The organism is Rossellomorea sp. GAMAL-10_SWC (assembly GCF_049568075.1).
GTDB lineage: Bacteria > Bacillota > Bacilli > Bacillales > Bacillaceae_G > Gottfriedia.
This window is the reverse complement of record NZ_CP144911.1, coordinates 643,704-661,985: the sequence shown is the minus strand read 5'-3', so window position 1 is coordinate 661,985 and position 18,282 is coordinate 643,704. Positions and strand designations below refer to the sequence as shown.

Annotated in this window: 14 protein-coding genes and 2 pseudogenes; 3 read left to right on the top strand and 13 right to left on the bottom strand. The window is 36.1% G+C overall.

Annotated elements, in window-relative coordinates:
- Positions 1-37 precede the first annotated feature (37 nt).
- Positions 38-874 carry an alpha/beta fold hydrolase gene (locus tag V5E38_RS03210; protein ID WP_499212175.1) on the bottom strand — a complete coding sequence of 279 codons (837 nt, stop codon included), beginning with the start codon at positions 872-874 and terminating at the stop codon, positions 38-40.
- A gap of 276 nt (positions 875-1,150) precedes the next feature.
- On the opposite strand from V5E38_RS03210, the gene V5E38_RS03205 reads away from it, so the two are divergent.
- Complete coding sequence (locus V5E38_RS03205) at positions 1,151-1,708, top strand: NADPH-dependent FMN reductase (protein WP_499212174.1); 558 nt, start codon at positions 1,151-1,153, stop codon at positions 1,706-1,708.
- Between the two features lie 139 nt (positions 1,709-1,847).
- Entirely contained in the window at positions 1,848-2,492 is a 645-nt protein-coding gene (ycaC, locus tag V5E38_RS03200) for an isochorismate family cysteine hydrolase YcaC (protein WP_097976051.1), read from the top strand.
- A gap of 206 nt (positions 2,493-2,698) precedes the next feature.
- Here the strand turns inward: ycaC and V5E38_RS03195 are convergent, their stop codons facing one another.
- The 8 genes and pseudogenes from V5E38_RS03195 to V5E38_RS03160 all read right to left on the bottom strand — a co-directional run bounded on the left by V5E38_RS03195 (position 2,699) and on the right by V5E38_RS03160 (position 12,727).
- Positions 2,699-3,406 carry a response regulator gene (locus tag V5E38_RS03195; RefSeq protein ID WP_499212173.1) on the bottom strand — a complete coding sequence of 236 codons (708 nt, stop codon included), beginning with the start codon at positions 3,404-3,406 and terminating at the stop codon, positions 2,699-2,701.
- On the bottom strand, positions 3,403-5,004 hold the full coding sequence (gene dcuS / locus V5E38_RS03190; protein ID WP_499212172.1) for a sensor histidine kinase: 1,602 nt from the start codon (positions 5,002-5,004) through the stop codon (positions 3,403-3,405). The genes V5E38_RS03195 and dcuS overlap by 4 nt, the downstream gene beginning before the upstream one ends.
- Positions 5,005-5,279: 275 nt before the next feature.
- Positions 5,280-6,989: an NAD-dependent malic enzyme gene (locus V5E38_RS03185; protein ID WP_499212171.1), complete on the bottom strand. Its 1,710-nt coding sequence runs from the start codon at positions 6,987-6,989 to the stop codon at positions 5,280-5,282.
- Positions 6,990-7,212: 223 nt separating this feature from the next.
- On the bottom strand, positions 7,213-8,181 hold the full coding sequence (locus V5E38_RS03180; protein WP_335479094.1) for a 2-keto-3-deoxygluconate permease: 969 nt from the start codon (positions 8,179-8,181) through the stop codon (positions 7,213-7,215).
- A gap of 307 nt (positions 8,182-8,488) precedes the next feature.
- Positions 8,489-8,587: pseudogene (locus V5E38_RS03175) on the bottom strand (hypothetical protein); the annotation flags it as partial.
- 244 nt (positions 8,588-8,831) lie between these two features.
- Positions 8,832-10,241: an amino acid permease gene (gene bcaP / locus V5E38_RS03170; RefSeq protein WP_499212170.1), complete on the bottom strand. Its 1,410-nt coding sequence runs from the start codon at positions 10,239-10,241 to the stop codon at positions 8,832-8,834.
- A gap of 294 nt (positions 10,242-10,535) precedes the next feature.
- Positions 10,536-11,453 carry a response regulator gene (locus V5E38_RS03165; RefSeq protein WP_499212169.1) on the bottom strand — a complete coding sequence of 306 codons (918 nt, stop codon included), beginning with the start codon at positions 11,451-11,453 and terminating at the stop codon, positions 10,536-10,538.
- 5 nt (positions 11,454-11,458) lie between these two features.
- On the bottom strand, positions 11,459-12,727 hold the full coding sequence (locus V5E38_RS03160; RefSeq protein WP_499212168.1) for an ATP-binding protein: 1,269 nt from the start codon (positions 12,725-12,727) through the stop codon (positions 11,459-11,461).
- A 166-nt stretch (positions 12,728-12,893) separates the two neighbouring features.
- Between V5E38_RS03160 and V5E38_RS03155 the strand changes: the two genes are divergently transcribed.
- Entirely contained in the window at positions 12,894-14,180 is a 1,287-nt protein-coding gene (locus V5E38_RS03155; RefSeq protein WP_499212167.1) for a cation:dicarboxylase symporter family transporter, read from the top strand.
- Positions 14,181-14,604: 424 nt separating this feature from the next.
- Here the strand turns inward: V5E38_RS03155 and V5E38_RS03150 are convergent, their stop codons facing one another.
- The 4 genes and pseudogenes from V5E38_RS03150 to V5E38_RS03135 form a co-directional block, all read right to left on the bottom strand.
- Complete coding sequence (locus V5E38_RS03150) at positions 14,605-15,504, bottom strand: DMT family transporter (protein WP_499212166.1); 900 nt, start codon at positions 15,502-15,504, stop codon at positions 14,605-14,607.
- A 195-nt stretch (positions 15,505-15,699) separates the two neighbouring features.
- Positions 15,700-16,344, bottom strand: coding sequence for a formylglycine-generating enzyme family protein (locus V5E38_RS03145; RefSeq protein ID WP_499213501.1), 645 nt, complete (start codon positions 16,342-16,344; stop codon positions 15,700-15,702).
- A 195-nt stretch (positions 16,345-16,539) separates the two neighbouring features.
- A complete protein-coding gene (locus V5E38_RS03140) occupies positions 16,540-16,833 on the bottom strand; it encodes a DUF3784 domain-containing protein (RefSeq protein WP_286145512.1) in 294 nt (97 codons plus the stop codon).
- Between the two features lie 221 nt (positions 16,834-17,054).
- A pseudogene (locus tag V5E38_RS03135) lies at positions 17,055-18,263 on the bottom strand (IS3 family transposase); the annotation flags it as partial.
- Positions 18,264-18,282: the final 19 nt, after the last annotated feature.

The following is an 18,282-nucleotide window of genomic DNA, read 5'->3' as shown; positions in this document are numbered from 1 at the left end:
GACCTGCTTGTTTTCGAGTATATAAAAACTATATTAATTAGTCTTTTAAAAATGTTAGCAACGCTTCATTAAATTCTTTTGGATGAGTTGCGTTTAATCCATGCGGAGCACCCTTTATTAAAGCCAGCTTACTACCAGGAATGGACTCATATGTACGTTTTCCACTTAACTCAAAAGGTACAGTTGCATCAGAGTCACCGTGAATAATAAGAGTAGGTATATCGAACTTTTCCAAGTCCTTTCTAAAATCTGTCTTACTAAAGGCCGTTATGCAATCGAGCGTTCCCTTAGGTGAGGCACTAGCTGCAATATCTCGATTATATAATCGGAATGGCTCACTAACTAAATCTGTTTGATTACCCGCCGCAAAAAATCCCTTCGTAAATTTGTCAAGAAATGCAATGCGGTCATTAATCACGCCACTTTTGAATTCTTCAATTGTTGCATCATCTAATGCACCTTCAGGATGATCCTCTGATTTGTATAAATAAGGTGGAACTGCACCAGCAAAAACAGCCTTTTCAATACGATCTGTTCCATACGTACTAATGTATCGAGCTACCTCGCCTCCACCCATAGAAAAACCAACAAGTGTGACATTTTGAAGATCTAAATGTTCTAACAGTTTATGTAAATCAGAAGCAAATATATCATATTCATATCCCTCCCACGGCTGAGATGATTTTCCAAAGCCTCGACGATCATATGTTATCACTCTGTAACCTGCTTCAATAAGAGCTGGCACCTGATATTCCCAAGAACGTCCACTTAAGGGCCAACCATGTATTAAGACGACGGGTTTCCCTGAACCATGGTCCTCATAATAAAGTTCAATTGGAGCATGATTTTCATTACCTACAGTAAATTTTGCCATCTAAATTTCCTCCCATGAATTTTCATTATTAAACCTATATTCTTGCTTTTCTGATCAAAAAAACTCTTTACTCTAAAACATTTAAACTATTTTTTTAGTAAATGTTTAAGATTATTATATTCGTAACTACTAAAATTGTAAAATTATTCCAAAAATATCAAATCATTAATAGATTAGATTACAATTCAAATAGTCTGAAGATTAGGTATAAAGCCACTTTTTTAATTTTGTAATATTATGGTAAAATTAGGATGATTTTAACAAAGGAGGGTATGTATGACTAAGACAATTGGTCTTATTTGTGGTAGTTTACGTAAAAACTCTTATAATCGAATCATTGCTCAATCATTAACAGAGATGGCTGATTCCCATCAATTTCGTTGGATCGAGATTAATGATCTACCTTTATTCAATGAAGACTTAGAAACAAATATTCCGGAAGCAGTTACATCATTTAAATCTGCTATCCAGGACGTTGACGGTATCATTATCGTAAGTCCAGAGTACAATTCTGGCATTCCAGGCGTATTAAAGAATGCATTGGACTGGGCATCAAGACCTCGGGAATCCGCTGTTCTAAGTAGAAAACCGGTTGGATTAATTGGTGCAACTCCTGGAGGATTAGGTACTGTCTATGCTCAAATACAAATCAGAGAAATACTAGAAACAATGCAAGCTCATGTTCTTCCATTTCAAAAAATGCTGATTTCCCAAGTACATGAAAAGATTGATTCCGATCATAAAATACTTACAGACGATCGAACAAAACGATATCTTCATCGTTATTTACAACAATTTATCAATTGGATAGATAAAACTCCTGTTTTAGATTAATAGAAGGACCAAATATTTTAAAAATCAGTCTAACTTTTTTCTGATTTTTGAGAAACTGATTGTAACAAACGAAGAAATTTATGATAATATTCCAGTTTTAAACTTTCTTCGATTACTTAATTTTTAGGAGGAATACATAATGTCTGATCTCTATTCTCGTATTAATAAAGATGATGCTGTCGTTCTTTTAGTGGATCATCAGACTGGTCTTATGGCTGGACTAGTTCGTGATTATGGTGTTGATGAATTCAAGAACAATGTTTTGGCTCTTGCTCACACCGCTAAGTTTTTTGATTTACCTGTTATTTTAACAACAAGCTTTGAAAACGGGCCTAATGGACCACTTATGCAAGAATTAGTTGATCTTTTTCCTAACGCGCCAAAAATAGCACGTCCTGGACAAATTAATGCATGGGATAATGATGATTTTGTAAAAGCAATCGAAGAAACTGGAAAAAAACAACTTATTATCGCTGGCGTAGTTACGGATGTTTGCGTTGCTTTCCCAGCACTTTCCGCTATAAAAGCTGGTTATGAAGTATTTGCTGTAACTGATGCTTCAGGCACTTTTAGCAAACAAGTTGCAGATGCGGCCAATACGCGAATGGCACATAGTGGCGTGCAACTTTTGAACTGGTTTAGTGTAGCGTGCGAATTACAACGCGATTGGCGCAACGATGTAGAAGGTTTTGGTAATTTACTTGCTAGTAATCTTCCAGGTTATCAGAATATAATTGGAAGCTATATGGCAGCTCAGCGAAATCTGAGTAAACAAAACGTATGAATTTTAGCGCTGATTTAATCAGCGCTTTTTTTAATTAGAAGTAAAGTTCATCTGACCTTTACTTTGGTTAATCCGTAAAATGGTAGCGCAGGCATAAGCACCCACGCTACCATTTTCTATTTAATATTTAATCTATTTGCTGTACTTAAGCAAATTATAAATAAGGGAGAACCACCGGCTTCTACACTTAATTTCGGTATAAACACTTACAAAAAGTTTTTTATTAAGTACTCGTTAATTTGGTTATATTCATGCTGGTAAACAGGTCTTCCGATGGTCCCATATATAACCTTTACATTAAGGATTCCTAAATCCTTTAAAAAGTTCAGATATTTTCTCGCTGAAACCCTTGAAATGCCAACAACATTTGCCACTTCTTCGGTGGAAAACGGTACCTCTTTCAATTCCTGAACAGCTTCCCATACTTGCTTTAAAGTATCCTTAGTCAATCCTTTTGGGAGGTCTTCAACTATTGCAGTTTCATCCCTATGTAAAAGAAAATTATCGAGCTCTTGTTGGCTGACTGCTTTCAGTTTATCGGTAAACCGGGTCTTTTGCTGATAGCTGACAAGAGCAGCATTGAACCTTTCAAATTCAAAAGGCTTTATTAAATAATCGACAACACCGTACCTTAATGCCTTTTTGATTCGCTCTAGATCTGATGCTGCCGAAATAATAATTACATCAACTTCAAATTCATTTTTCCGGAGGTACGCCAATAGCTCTAAACCCTGTTTGCCTGGCATAAAAATATCCAGAAGTATAAGCTGTATCTCTTCCTTTCCAAGTAAGTGGATAGCATCATCAACTGAATTGGCTACTGTAGTCAAACGGAAACCACCAATCTTAGAAAGGTATCGTTTATTGATTTCCGCCACCATAGGGTCATCTTCAACAATCATAACATTGATCATGCCTTTTCATCCTCTGCTTTATAAGGTATGTACACCGCAAAATTCGTTCCCTTTCCAGGCTTAGAAGAAATGATTAGGTCCCCTTCTAGTCTTTCAATCCCCTGAGCTAAAAGATAGAGTCCGACCCCGCGGTTATCTCCTTTTGTGGAGAAGCCTTTATCGAATATTTTATTTTGTATTGCTTTTGTCATTCCCATACCTGTATCCTTAACCTCGATTGTTAAAATATCCTCAGCGTAATCAAGCATTAAGTCAACTTTTTTGACAGCACTGTTCGCTATCGCTTCCATTGCATTATCGACAAGGTTTCCAATAATCGTTATGAGTTCTTGGGTGATTCCCGGGTTCACAGGCTGGGGAATCTTATTAGAACAATCAAATGATAGTGATGCACCTGACTCTCTTGCAAAGCTTAGCTTGCCAATCAAAAATCCTGCTAGAACCGGATCCTGGACATTCTTGGTTACAAAACCCATTTCCATTTCCCGGTGGTTAACTGTTTCACTCACATAGTTCGCAAGTGTATCGTATTGTTCTGTACGGACAAGGCCAAGAATAACATGCATCTTATTCATGAATTCATGGGCATGAGCACGGAGGGCATCAGCATAATTGCGCACACCTGTGAGCTGTTCGGCCAATAACTGAACTTCCGTTTTATCACGGAATGTAGCGATTGCTCCAACCGGTTGATTCCCCACCACTACCGGTACCCTGTTTACCAAAATAGTAACTCCATGGAGATCCTGTTCCTGATCAACCTCTGTTTCTCCAGACTGCAAAATACGGGTTAAGCGGGTCTCTGGCAAATAATCTTCTATTTTAAGTCCTTTTGGATTCCCTTCTAGGCCGGCTTTATTAAAAAGCTTTTGGGCAGCCCTGTTTACAAGGGTAATTTTTCCTTCTTGGTCAATGGCTATAATTCCCTCACGCACCGACTGGAGCATGGAACTCCGCTCTTCAAGCAGCTTAGCAATAGCGAACGGCTCGAGGCCCAATAGGATTTTTTTGATAAACCTGGCCAAGCCCACCGCACCGGTTATCCCGATTAATATTCCGATTATTGTCCCGATCATCATCCCCATCCGACCTTTATGTACAGCCTTCGTTACGTTTTCCAAAGAAATCCCTACCGCAACAGCGCCGATTTGTTTTCCATTTGAATTCATTATTGGTGCAAATGCCCGCATGGATGGGCCGAGAATCCCTTTGGAGATAGATACATACTCTTTCCCTCGAAGGACCGGTCCTTCATCTCCTCCTCTGAATCTCTTTCCAACTTCACTTGGATCCGGATGGGAAAGCCGGATTCCTTTCATATCCATGACGACAATAAAGTTAACATGTGTTAAATCTTTTATTTGATTAGCAAAAACTTCTATTTCTGTCGAATTTGTTTTCCCCTCAAGAGACCCAATTACTTGCGGGTTAAGAGAAACGATCCTTGCAATATTGAGTACCTTTTCTTTCTGTGTCTCTTCCACACTGGAGGTAATTCTCTTACTGATTAGCAAATCGGTTATACCTAGTGACAAAGCGACAACAAGGCATACAAAAATAATGATGATAGCTTGTAAACTAAATCTACCTTTTTTCATAATCTCCTCCAGGTTATCTGCTTAATGATAGTATGAATAAGGTTTATCCATTACATACTAAGAGACCGCGAAGCTCTATGGAAGAGCTTTGCAGTCTCTATATTAAATCAACTTATTAGTGAAATTTCCCCCGCCACGATTAGGTTAATCAAGGTATGGTAAAGAAATAAAGATGGAGTCAATGTAAAACTATCGCTCCATCTTTATTTTTTATCTAATATTTAGGCTCTGTTTTATTATTAGGGAATAACTGTTAATAGCTTTCCCCTTGACTTCTATACTTCTATAGCTACACTCTTAATTTCTTTATACTCAGCTTTCCACATAGCTTCGTCAATCGCACTTTCAACATTTTGAATATCAGCTCTCGCAATTCCTTCGTGTATGGCAGCATAGGCTACTTCAACGGCTACGTATTTTGAGACTTCATGTAGCTTTTCAATGGATGGCAGCAGGGATGCTCCAGGTTTACTGGAGTCAGACATACTTGCAACTGCATAAGCGGCAGCTGCAAACATTCCTTTTGAGATTACTTCAGCTTTTGCAACAATCGCCCCCAAGCCTAGGCCTGGGAATACAAATGCGTTATTTGACTGTCCAATTTCATAGGAAACACCTTTGTATTCTACATTGGCAAACGGGCTACCGGTTGCAATTAGAGCCTTACCATCGGTCCACTTAATCAGATTTTCCGGCACTGCTTCAGTCAATGCAGTCGGGTTGGACATAGGCAAGATGATAGGACGCTCAACGTGCTTAGCCATTTCTTTAATAATTTCTTCAGTGAACGCGCCGGCTTGTCCTGAAGTACCAATCAGGATTGTTGGTTTCACCCTTTGAACTACTTCCAATAATGAAATGATCCCTTCCTCATTCTTATCCCATTCCTTAACTTCATCCACTTTTCTTGCATAAGGCTTCTGGAAGTGCAGAACATCTGGTGTTTCATCTGTTAGTAGACCCCGATAGTCTACTGCCCAGAAACGATTAAAGGCTTCTTCTCTAGTCGATCCTTCTAGAACCATAGCATCTGCCATTTGATCTGCGTTACCAATGCCGGCTGCCCCTGGTCCAAAGACAACAATGCGCTGGTCCTTCATGGATTCTCCTGTTACTTTCAAAGCAGACATAATAGCAGCAAGAGTAACGGCACCTGTCCCCTGGATGTCATCGTTGAATGTAAGGATTTTGTCACCATATTTGTCCAAAATTTTTCGCGCATTGACGTTGCCAAGATCCTCCCAGTGAATGAGAACCTCTGGAAAGAACTTTCTTGCAGTCTGAACGAATAAATCAATGAATTGATCATAACGATCACCTCGGACACGTGGGAATTTGTTCCCGATATACATAGGATCTGCAATCAAAGCCTGATTGTTCGTACCAACATCCAACACGATTGGTAGAACACGGTTTGGATCAATGCCAGCTGCAGCAGTGTACACGGCAAGTTTACCAATCGCAATATTAATACCGCCTATCCCTTGGTCCCCAATACCAAGAATGCTTTCAGAGTCAGTCACGACGATTAAATCAATACCATTTTTGGCTTTTCCAAGATTATAAAATGCCTTTTCAATACCCTCAGGATTATCAATGGAAAGATATAAGCCATCTGAGCGACGGTATCTATGGGAGTATGACTGGATTGCATCGCCGACAGTTGGAGTATAGATGATTGGGAGCATTTCTGCCAGGTGTTCTTTCAAAAGACGGTAAAACAAGACAACATTACGGTTATATAAATCATAAAGCAGCCCGTTTTTGAACAGATTGGTCGTCCGCATCGAATATTGTTCATAGACCCTACTAACTTGTTCATCAAGGGTTATTACTTGAGGCGGTAACAAACCTTCAAGTCCAAGGTCTTCCCTTTCCTCTTTCGTAAAAGCTGTTCCTTTATTCAAAAAAGGATTGGATAGAACTTCTTTTCCTTTTGTTGTAGTTATAATAACATTCTCAGGTACACTCTCAAGTACATTCATGGTGTTTCCTTCCTTCTATCTTAAATTAGCTATTTTAGACAATACCGAAACCATGTTAATAAAATTTTCCTTATCCCACTATTTTTTTAACTAAAAACCTTTTTTTGTAACTAAAAAAAGCAGAAAGTAAAAGCTGACTGCTTTGTTTTAGTTTCATTTTCAAATTGGCATTATAGCTTCAGCAGCATGATGGCCAAGATTACAGTAGATTTTTACTTTATTGTCATGATGCTCTTGCAATTGATTTATTTGCTTTTTTCTTTTCGGACATTTTAAATACATAATTAACAATAATTGGGCAGACTATTGCAGATATTACACATGCTGCTGCAACTTGCGCAGTAGCGCCTGGTGCTATTGCAGCTAAGGTTGGATCTGCAGCTGCAACAACAGCTGGTGTAGCTACAGCATTCCCTGCAGTTGACCCTGTTGCTAAACCAACGATCGGATTTTCTTTAAATAACTTTAATAGTACGTAAGCTCCAATTCCAGTGAATGCAGCTATTAATCCTAGTAATATGCCAGGACCTCCCGCTTTTATAATAGTTGAAAAATTCATTCCCGCACCTAATGGGAATGAGAAGAATGGGATTAATAATAATTTACTGCTTCCAAGGAATTTTCTCATATCAGAATCAATATTTCCTAAAATCATTCCTATTACGATTGGAATTAATACTCCTATCAGTGTTTGAAAAGGAATTGTGGCTAGGCCAGATGCACCTAATGCAACTAATGTAAAAAATGGACCATCTTTTAAAGAGAATAAAGCATATGCACCTACATCGGTTTCGTCACCATATGATGAAGCAAGAGATGCATATAATCCACCATTAGCATTTAATAACGCTGCTAGGATCGCTAATGGTGATAATCCTAAAATTCCGGCAGGCCCAAAAAGCATTGCTACAGTTATACCGATACCTGCACCCACTATAAATTTTCCTGTTAATAATATTGCACCTTTTTTTAATGCCTTTGGTGCTAATTTGAAATTAATTTGTGAACCAATTAAAAACATAAAACACGCCAAAATTGTAGACGATGCTTCTTTACTAAATAATGCCGTTGTAAAACTTCCAATTTGTAAAAATTGCGGGAAAAAGGTATTCGTTAATACTCCTAAAAATAGTGGAACAACCATCAGACCACCTGGAATTTTATCAAGCGTTTTCTTAATTGGAATTTGCATATTTAACCCTCCTATAATAGTTTTATCATCTCAAATGAATCCATTAGTTTACCTATTGTTCAAATAATCCTAGAAAGCGGTTCCATTTTTTTTGCATGATGTTCTATGTTTTAATCTCTTGTTACCTTTCTATCATATTTGGATAAAAACTATTTTCATAGTTTATGAAAGTTTTATAATCATTTTTGTAAATAAAAAAAGTAAGCAGTTTCAATAACTGCTTACAAAAAGTTTTTTAATAGGTGTAATAAATAATCTTGCTTTTTTATTTATCATTATTATTTCACTTTTTTCCCATTTAAATAAACTATCTACACATTAGCGCATCCCAGATTGCATGACGAAAAGTGTCTGATTTTTCACCTAGACCATTATAACCAAATGTAATTTGTGTATATTCAAAAGCTTGCTTTGCGTTGTTTTTTTATAGCTGCTTTTATTATTGAAGCAGTAGCTTGTTTAAAGAAAATCATTAATACTCCATCAAAAAAAGGATCTTTCCTAACTTGAAGGGAAATCATTTTTATTTTGTTATGATGGAAAGAACTTGCATAGGAAGTATGTTCAATCCACTTAGTAATAGGTGATTTTTAGTATTTAAAAGGGCTTCCCATAAGTCAGTTCTCCTAACTTAAGGGATAGCCCAATTTTTATTTATACATTTTTATTTTTGGTGCTTCAGTACTGTTACTCTGATTTAATTTACTGTTTTTATAACCGTAAGTAGCGTAAATTACTAAACCGATTACTAACCAAACTACGAATCCCTTCCAAGTAAACGATGAAAGTTGTAGCATTAAATATACACAGAATACAACAGCTAATACTGGAACTACAGGTACCCAAGGAGTTTTGAATCCACGCTTTAAGTCTGGACGAGTTTTTCTTAATACTAGAACACCAAGAGATACAGCGGAGAAAGCGAATAGAGTACCGATATTTGTTAATTCAGCTAATTTATTTAATGGAATTAAGCCTGCGAATAAAGCAACTAGTCCGCCAGTTACCCAAGTGCTTGTTACAGGAACTGAAGTTTTCTTATTAACTTTTGATAATTTACCTGGTAATAAACCGTCTTTACTAATTGCATAGAATAGACGAGTTTGTCCAAACATCATTACGATTAATACAGTTGTAATACCGATGATTGCGCCAAGTGAAATGAAACCAGCTGCCCAATCTTGGTGAATAAATGCTAGTGCAAATGCAACAGGGTCTTTAACACCTAATTGATCAAACGGAACGATACCAGTAAGAATTAATGAAACGACAATATATAAGATTGTACAAATTGTTAATGCTGTGATAATACCGATTGGTAAGTTACGTTGAGGGTTTTTAACTTCCTCAGCTGCAGTTGATACTGCATCAAATCCAAAGTAAGCAAATACTACTACTGCAGCACCAGCTGTTACCCCATGGAATCCCATTGGCATAAATGGAGTCCAGTTATGCGGTTGAACGTACCAAACACCGACCACGATGAAAAGTGCTACTACTGCTAATTTTACAATTACCATGATCGTGTTAAGTTTTGCTGATTCTTTAACACCTCTAGTAAGAATGAACGTTACTAGTAAAACAATGATTACTGCCGGTAAATCAATGAACGTATGTTTAGATGGATCAAATGCACTTGTTAAAGCTGTTGGAAGGTTTACTCCAAAACCGTGTAATAAACTTTGGAAATATCCAGACCATCCACTTGCTACTGCTGAAGATGCAAGTCCATATTCTAGTACCATATCCCACCCTAATATCCAAGCAATGACTTCACCAAAAGCAACATAACTATAAGTGTAAGCACTACCAGCTTCTGGAATCATAGAGGCAAATTCAGAGTAACAAAGTGCAGCGAATGTACAAGCTAAACCTGCAATAATAAATGAAAGAATAAGTGCTGGACCAGCGTAATCAGCAGCTGCTACACCAGTTAAAACGAATATACCTGTACCGATGATGGCACCGATACCTAACATTGTAAGATCAAACGCCCCTAGAACTTGTTTAAGTGAACTAGGCGAACTGCTTGAAACTGATTTTTTTCGAAATAAATTCATATGAGCCTCCTCTAAATTCTTGTGCTACTTTTCCAATTTTAATTTTTTAATTTTTTAATAGTTTCATAGTTGTTTGTAAAAAATAGAAAATTCCGACAACTAAATCCAGAAAAATTTAATTGTTAGAATTAAACGATTTTTATCTTATCATACGATTTTTAATTATACAAAGCATTTTTCAACAAAAATAAATATTCAGAAATTGTGCACAACGACTATATTCAGATCATTTTCCACTAATTTCTCCTCCTAAATCATGCCAATCCCTACAATTTGAAGAAACAAATTTATTGCCTAATCCACCAACTGCTTTGATTCTATATAGAGCGATTGAATGAATTTTTTCATGTTGATTCGGCTTTGATTAGTGCTTTTTTCACTTTTACCTTCAAGCTCTAACATTTTCTTTCGGACTTCCGAGAAATCGAAAAACGTGGATGAATACGCTTCGAATTTTGGATTCGTGTAATCTGTTAATCCTAATGAGGCAATATGGATGAGCACATGGTAAATAGCTCTGCGAACCCGTTGTTCGGAGGCTTTCGATTCTTTTTGTATTTCCGCCTCGGTAGCCTGTTCTCCAAGCGTTTTTTTGGCATTTCCATAAAATATGTCTTTTAGAGACGGAAAGATGTAGAAGGATCCAAACTTTTGTTTTTGGTATTGCAAGAATTCTAAAATATTCATCAAGTCTTCACTTCCGCTTTCTCCGATAATCCCTAAATCCGAAATCAATGAACGGCCGGCTTCGATTATATTTTTTGTATGAGAAGAGCCGAATGGTGGCGACTGATGACCTTTTAATAAAGTTAACGATTCTTGTATGCCTCGAATTGATTTTTCCAGAATCATCCGTTCGTTAACCTTTTTTAACACTCCTGAGATTTCAATGCGGTTTAACGGCTTAGTGATGTAGTATTCTGCTCCTAAACTATATACTTCCCCTATGAGCTCCTTTGCCTCTACTTGCGAAATCATCACGAATTTCCCCTTGAATTCAGAAGAAAGAACACGAATTGTTTCAATTCCATCCCTCTTTGGCATCAGTAAATCAATAAGTACTACGTCTACTTTTTTGAGCGCAAGCAAGTCATTGTCTACTAATGATCCGTCTTCTGCTTCACCCATCACTTTGCCTAAATCCTCATCCTCAATCAAGTCTATCAGCATCGCTCTAATAGCTGGATCATCGTCTATTATAAAATAATTCATTTGATTTATCCTTTCTGTATCATCGCATTAATTGGAAGCTCGATAACAAATACTGTTTCTTTATGACTTTCTTTTAGCTTAATATGTCCGCCAAGCTTGTCCACGGTTAGTTTCACATATGAAAGTCCAATTCCTGTAGAAGGATTGCCGGAAGCATCATACTTAGATGTAAACCCCTCTTTAAAAATGACTTCTTTCAACTTCGGTGCAATGCCTGGTCCATTATCACAGACATGAAATTCTACAATCCAGTCTCTTCGAATGACATACAACGATACATGTCCCTCTTGCTCAATGGCTTCCACCGCATTTGCGATCAAGTTATTTATCAAAGATAATACCCTATAGACATGATATGGCGGATGTTCCCCTTCGACGTGCATAGAAAACGAAATGTGTTTATTCAATAACTCTGCATACCGTCTATTGGAAACAAGGATAATGTTACTCAGTAACTCAATGCCCATGTAGTCCTCTAGATTTTCAGTAGAAATCAACTGTGATAGTCCAGCATAAATTCGCTGATTATCTTTTTTTACTTCATGCACGAGACTTGCAATTTGCAGTGCGGTTTGGGAAAAATGGACATGAGAAACTTCCGATTTCAACCTACGATAAAAATCATAACTTATGCGGGTGATTTCTTCCGCATTTTGCATTGTTTTCTTAAGCTGTACCGATTCTTCATACAAATTCGAAATGAACAACAGCATTTGCTCGTTTTGTCTACGTTGCTCTTCCACTGCCAATTTTGATTCTCTCAGTTTAAAAATGTTAAAAAAGCCAAGTACAAAAAAACTTCGAATAAACGCGATAAAGATAATCTTTTCGATTGAGTGAAATGCAATGATTTTATCCGCTATCGAGTATCGAATCACCATTTCAACTAAACTTGCACCAATTTCTACGACCATTCCTAGTAATCCAATCATAAATGGCTTGTTATGCTGCTCATTCATTTTTGTAAAATGAAAGATGAAGGCGAACACGACGTAATAAAAGAGTACCGGAAAATGACTGTAAAATGCCTCATCAACCGGTATGTCACTGATTAGGACCGCCAAAAAAAATCGAAATATAAACACACTTGTCCCAGTCAAAATTCCTGCAATATTCGGGTGAATGCCCTTTCCCAATAACAAAAATAAGAAAAATGCCGGTGTCCCCAGGCTAACACGGAATGCATCATTGAACGGATAGAATTTAAACTCTCCAGCGAGCGGAACGGTAATCATCAAAAATACAACTGCTAAAATTCGTTCCTTCAGTTCCACACCTCCAAACATTAAACATTTTACTCAAACCTTTGGAAAATTGAAATAGTTGTGAGAAAATTATTTATTTTTTATTTTTTATTTGTAGGTTTTTGTATGATTCGGTATGATTTTGAGTGGAATCGCTTACATTCATATTCTTAGTAAACTTGAAGGGGTGTATGGGATGAAAAAACTAAAACTTGGGTTAGCTTGGCAGATTGTAATTGGTCTCATTTTAGGTATCGCAGTTGGAGCTGCCTTTTATGGAAATCCAAATATTGAAGGATATCTAAAGCCGATTGGAGATATTTTTATTCGTTTAATCAAAATGATTGTTATTCCTATTGTTGTCTCAAGCTTAATTGTCGGTGTTGCCGGCGTTGGGAATATGAAAAAGCTTGGTAAACTCGGTGGTAAAACGATTTTATATTTTGAAATCATTACAACTATTGCCATTCTTGTTGGATTGCTAGCGGCAAATATCTTTCATCCCGGTAGCGGCGTTGATATGTCATCATTACAGAAAACAGATATCGGAAGCTATATAGAAACAACTGAAATGACGAAAAGCCACGGTTTTGCTGAAACTTTCGTCAATATCGTTCCGCCAAATATCATTTCAGCAATGACAGAAGGAAACATGTTAGCCATTATTTTCTTCTCTGTTTTATTCGGACTAGGTGTGGCAGCGATAGGTGAAAAAGGAAAACCGGTCATAAAGTTTTTCGAGGGAACAGCTGAAGCAATGTTCTATGTGACAAATCTAATCATGAAGTTTGCTCCATTTGGTGTATTTGCATTAATTGGTGTAACGGTATCAAAATTCGGTGTCCAATCACTGATCCCATTAAGTAAGTTAACGATTCTTGTTTATTCAACGATGATTTTCTTTGTGTTAGTTGTTTTAGGACTTGTTGCAAGATGGGCAGGCATTAACATTATTCATTTTATTAAGTTATTAAAAGATGAACTGATCCTTGCTTATTCAACGGCTAGTTCTGAGACTGTTTTACCTCGAATTATGAATAAAATGGAGAAATTCGGATGCCCTAAAGGAATCACATCGTTCGTTATCCCAACAGGATATTCTTTCAACTTAGATGGTTCAACGTTATATCAAGCATTAGCGGCCATTTTTATTGCACAAATGTATGGTATTAATTTATCGATTAGCGACCAAATCTCATTAGTACTTGTATTGGTAGTAACATCTAAAGGAATTGCAGGGGTTCCCGGAGTGTCGTTTGTTGTATTGTTGGCAACGCTCGGTACAGTTGGAATTCCGGTAGAAGGATTAGCGTTTATCGCAGGTATTGACCGTCTTTTAGATATGGCGAGAACAGCAGTTAACGTAGTAGGTAACTCGCTTGCGGCAGTTGTTATTTCTAAATCAGAAGGTCAATTCGATAAACAAAAAGCGCAAGCTTATATTAAATCACTTGATTCCGGTAAGCAAACAAATGCAGCATAATCTTTCTTAACATCATAATTGAGTAGACCTAGATTCACCGACTACTGCATTACAAGCATTGACTACATTTCTTAAGCCTTCTCGCTTTTTTAATACGAGATCAAGCTCTTCTTCTTGTATACAACTAATATTTATAACAACAATTAATCGTTTAAATTAAAAGCCTGTATCTTCAAATACCAAGTAATTTTCGATACAGGCTCTTTTTTATCTATTAACATTGTTATGTTTAGACTGACAAAAAAGAGAAACTCACAGGATAAAGAGTTTCCCTAAAAAATAGGTGATATTGGTAAAAAAGAAACATGTAACTGTACTTTATTATATAAAAATTATTATGTATTGTATTCGTTATTCGCCTTTCTCATTGGAAATCTTTTCCACCGTCATATAACTAAAACATTACGTTTAAGAAAAGCCTTAGTTAGCCCTGTATAGGCAACTTCATATTCTGATTTCTCGTTCCAAAACCTAAAGCAATCGCGGCGCCAATACAGGAAAAAAAGCAACCAGCAAACAAATACACTGATGGATCAGACTCGCCAATTAAAACAGAGGCCACTCCACCAATTGCGGGGAAAAGGGCGACCATATAACCGCTTTGAGATCCTCCAATTTTTTCTACTAGCTTCAAATAGAATAACCATGCAGCAAAAGAAGCAACCAACGTTAAATATAACAACGCAGATAAGTACGTAAAAGATGTTGGAAAAATAAATTCTTTCCCTTGAAACAATATTATTGCTCCCATCAATAAACTGCCCACTGTAAATCCAATTGCATTTGCATAAATGGGATCAACCTTGCGATTTGCATTTCTTGCCGAGCATGCGTCACCAACTGCGGTTAGGAGAGTACCTAGGAAAGCGAAAATAATTCCTTTTATGTCATGGAACCCTTGAAAATTTTCCAGTGTCGGATAAATTAGAATACACACTCCCACTACACCAAGAATACCTCCAAATAGAACTCTCGAATGTAATTTTTCTTTTAAAAAAATCCGGAGAGCAATTGGAGTTAATATCACTTTTAAAGAAAATACCAATGTTACGATTGCTGCAGAACTCAATATTGTAGCGTAATAAAGACACAGATAGCTTAATGCAAAGTTACATATACCAAATGCCATTACAAACGGGATATCTTTACTTGTTGGTCTCCCCTTTGGTCGAATGAACAAAACAAGAACTAAAAATAAAAATGCTGTCATAACTAGTCGAAAAGTTAAGGATAATTCTAAGCTTACTGGAGTTCCTTGAATTTTTACAGCAATAAAATTAAGTCCCCATACAATCAAGCAAAATATATACATAAATTTTATCATAAATATTACCTCTTCCTACTGTCCTCCAGTAATTGTAACAAATCAAACTAAATTATTAGATTCTCGATTCATTTCTTTAAATAATATGCTTTTTACTTCAATAAAAAAGCGACCTTCTATTGAAGTAAAGCATTGCTTTAGTTGAATAAGATAGTTTAAGCATTGACTAAATATCTGTCCCATCAATTGAGGAATTTAAAAAGACCGGGCAAGACGGAATCCAAGATCGTCTATGCAAAATGACGGATGGCTACGACGACGACATGATGCGCCACAACCTCTAGCTACTTCTGCCCAGCTACCACCTCGAAAAATTCGGTAGGACCCATAGACTTTTTCATCATATAAATCCCAACACCACTCCCAAACATTCCCTATCATATCATACAGACCCCATGCATTCGGTTCCTTTCTTCCTACTTCATGGATTTTATCTCCAGAATTTTCACTGTACCACGCAATTTTATCAAGTTCACCGTATCTATAACCAGTGGTTCCTGCTTTACACGCATATTGCCACTCTGCTTCTGTAGGAAGTCTATAGCCATCTGATTCCCAATCACAAAAAATCCTTTCGCCATCATAACTTATAAAATAACACTCTTTCAGTCCTGCTTTCTGTGAAAGTAGATTACAAAAAGAAATTGCATCATTCCAAGAAATATTCACAACTGGTTTTAGATCTCTGTCAAAAGTATTGAGTGTTTTATTTGTTATAGTATTGTATATATCCATAGTTACAGGAAACTGGGCAAGAAGAAATGGTCTTATTTCAGTTTTCCATTTACTTTTTATTCTATCGTCTCTTAACTCTATATCTCCCCCTGGAATTTTTACCATTTGATAGTCAATGTAACTCTTAATTTGATTTGACACTCTGCCTTCCTCCAAATGATCATGACTTAAAAAAATCACCTCGTTAAGAACCATAAATCATTCAAAAATTACGTTGGTTTTTTGAAGATAAAAATCCGTTATTAAAATAATAAAGACTGCGTAGCAGCATATTCGTTATTCAACAAACGCTAAATTGGATTAATCAAGTAACTTTCTATTAATAAAAAGGTACACAATGGTTAATAAAATTAACATTATCGTTATAAGAACCGTTTTCTCATAAGGATAGTTGATAAAACTATTTATTATTACTAACAAGCTTAGTGGTAGAAAAAAGCCAGCACCAGTTACTGTACCTAACATGGATTTGTTTTTAATCATTTTTTCATTAAAACCTGCTAACAACCAAGTTTGTTTTTTCACAGCTACTAAGTAAGAGACCATTAAAAGCACTATTCCAATAACTAATAAACTGTAATCCAATAGTAACACCTCCAGAGGACATACCCTTTCCACACTGGGATTTATTTCCAATTTTGTAACTTAATATATTCTACAAAAAATAATTGAACCCTTTTTATCCGTTTATCGTTAATTTCTTCAAAAAAAGAGCCACAACTGTGACTTTGATCTTCAACTAACGCATTCGTTCGTATTATAAGGTTAACCAGTTAAATTAAAATGTACCCTTTGTAAAGGACATTGAAAAAAGGTTATGCCACACAAAGAAGATGATTTCTGTATTCTACAGGACTCATCTTCTTTAAATTCCATTGATATCTAGAATTGTTATAGTAGGTCATATAACTTCTTATTTTCTTCTTTAGTTCTTCTAAACTATTACACTGTTGTATATTTGCCTCATCTTTGAAATGACCAAAAAAAGATTCTTGAAGAGCGTTATCCCAACAATTTCCTCTCCTAGACATTGATTGTTTTAATCCTAATTTTTTAACTTTTTTCTGAAAAGTAGGGCTGGTATAATGTGAGCCTTGATCAGAGTGAATAAAAGCATCTTCTGTTAATATGACACGCCTGTTTCTTTTTAACTTCAATAAAGTATCTGTCGCTAAATCCAAAGTAAGTCTATTGGAAACATTATAGGCAAGTATTTCATTTGTGGAACTATCTAAAATAGTAGATAAATAAGCCTTATGCCCGTTTCCGTAATAAAGATAGGTAATATCTTTAAGAAGAGCTTTACCTGGGATATCCTGTTTAAATTTACGGTTTAGTAAGTTTGGTAATACAGAGTGTTTCTTGTGTAGCTTTTAACATCTTCTTATAAGGATTAGCCTTTCTAATTGGACAGATCATCTTATACTTCTTCATAATTCTTCGAATACGCTTCAAGTTATATATAATATTGAAGATCTTCTGTAGTGTCATTTTAATTTGTCGAGCACCTTTTTTACGTTTTTTAAATTTGAGAGCCTTAAGGATATTTTCTTTTATTTTTGAGTCTTTATTTTCAAATTGTGATCTTCTTTCGGAAGCTCTAAAAGAGAAGTAAATATATAATAACCTGAACGTGAGACTCCTGAAATTTTGCATAGAAAGCTTATCATATTTTTTAAAGTTAAACTTTTCGATCACTGAACGAATTAAAAGAAATTTTTGTTCAGTTGGTACTTTTACTCTATTACCTTCATCCCCCTCTCCAGCATATCTAGCTTTTTTAGCAATTCATTTTCAGCTTTTAATAGTTGGATTTGAGCTTCTAATTTAGCGTTTTTTTCTTCTAAAGTGAGCTCTTTATTAGTTGGTCTCCCAGAGTTGGCTTTACGCGTATCACGAAGTCCAAGAACTCCAGAATCATTATATGATGTACGCCATCTATTGGCAGCCCTATTAATTCTAGTAATACCTATGTTTTCAACGTCAAATCCATTTTCCTCAAAGATCTGTCTAGGCAATTTTCCAGGTCACCAAACCAATTAT

Excerpts from the sequence above, each read along its gene's own strand:
- ycaC (WP_097976051.1), top strand. The coding sequence starts at position 1,848 with ATGTCTGATCTCTATTCTCGTATTAATAAAGATGATGCTGTCGTTCTT.
- V5E38_RS03155 (WP_499212167.1), top strand. The coding sequence starts at position 12,894 with ATGAAAAAACTAAAACTTGGGTTAGCTTGGCAGATTGTAATTGGTCTC.
- V5E38_RS03180 (WP_335479094.1), bottom strand. The coding sequence starts at position 8,181 with ATGCAAATTCCAATTAAGAAAACGCTTGATAAAATTCCAGGTGGTCTG.
- V5E38_RS03185 (WP_499212171.1), bottom strand. The coding sequence starts at position 6,989 with ATGAATGTACTTGAGAGTGTACCTGAGAATGTTATTATAACTACAACA.
- V5E38_RS03210 (WP_499212175.1), bottom strand. The coding sequence starts at position 874 with ATGGCAAAATTTACTGTAGGTAATGAAAATCATGCTCCAATTGAACTT.
- V5E38_RS03165 (WP_499212169.1), bottom strand. The coding sequence starts at position 11,453 with ATGAATTATTTTATAATAGACGATGATCCAGCTATTAGAGCGATGCTG.
- V5E38_RS03145 (WP_499213501.1), bottom strand. The coding sequence starts at position 16,344 with ATGGTAAAAATTCCAGGGGGAGATATAGAGTTAAGAGACGATAGAATA.
- V5E38_RS03150 (WP_499212166.1), bottom strand. The coding sequence starts at position 15,504 with ATGATAAAATTTATGTATATATTTTGCTTGATTGTATGGGGACTTAAT.
- bcaP (WP_499212170.1), bottom strand. The coding sequence starts at position 10,241 with ATGAATTTATTTCGAAAAAAATCAGTTTCAAGCAGTTCGCCTAGTTCA.
- V5E38_RS03205 (WP_499212174.1), top strand. The coding sequence starts at position 1,151 with ATGACTAAGACAATTGGTCTTATTTGTGGTAGTTTACGTAAAAACTCT.
- dcuS (WP_499212172.1), bottom strand. The coding sequence starts at position 5,004 with ATGAAAAAAGGTAGATTTAGTTTACAAGCTATCATCATTATTTTTGTA.
- V5E38_RS03195 (WP_499212173.1), bottom strand. The coding sequence starts at position 3,406 with ATGATCAATGTTATGATTGTTGAAGATGACCCTATGGTGGCGGAAATC.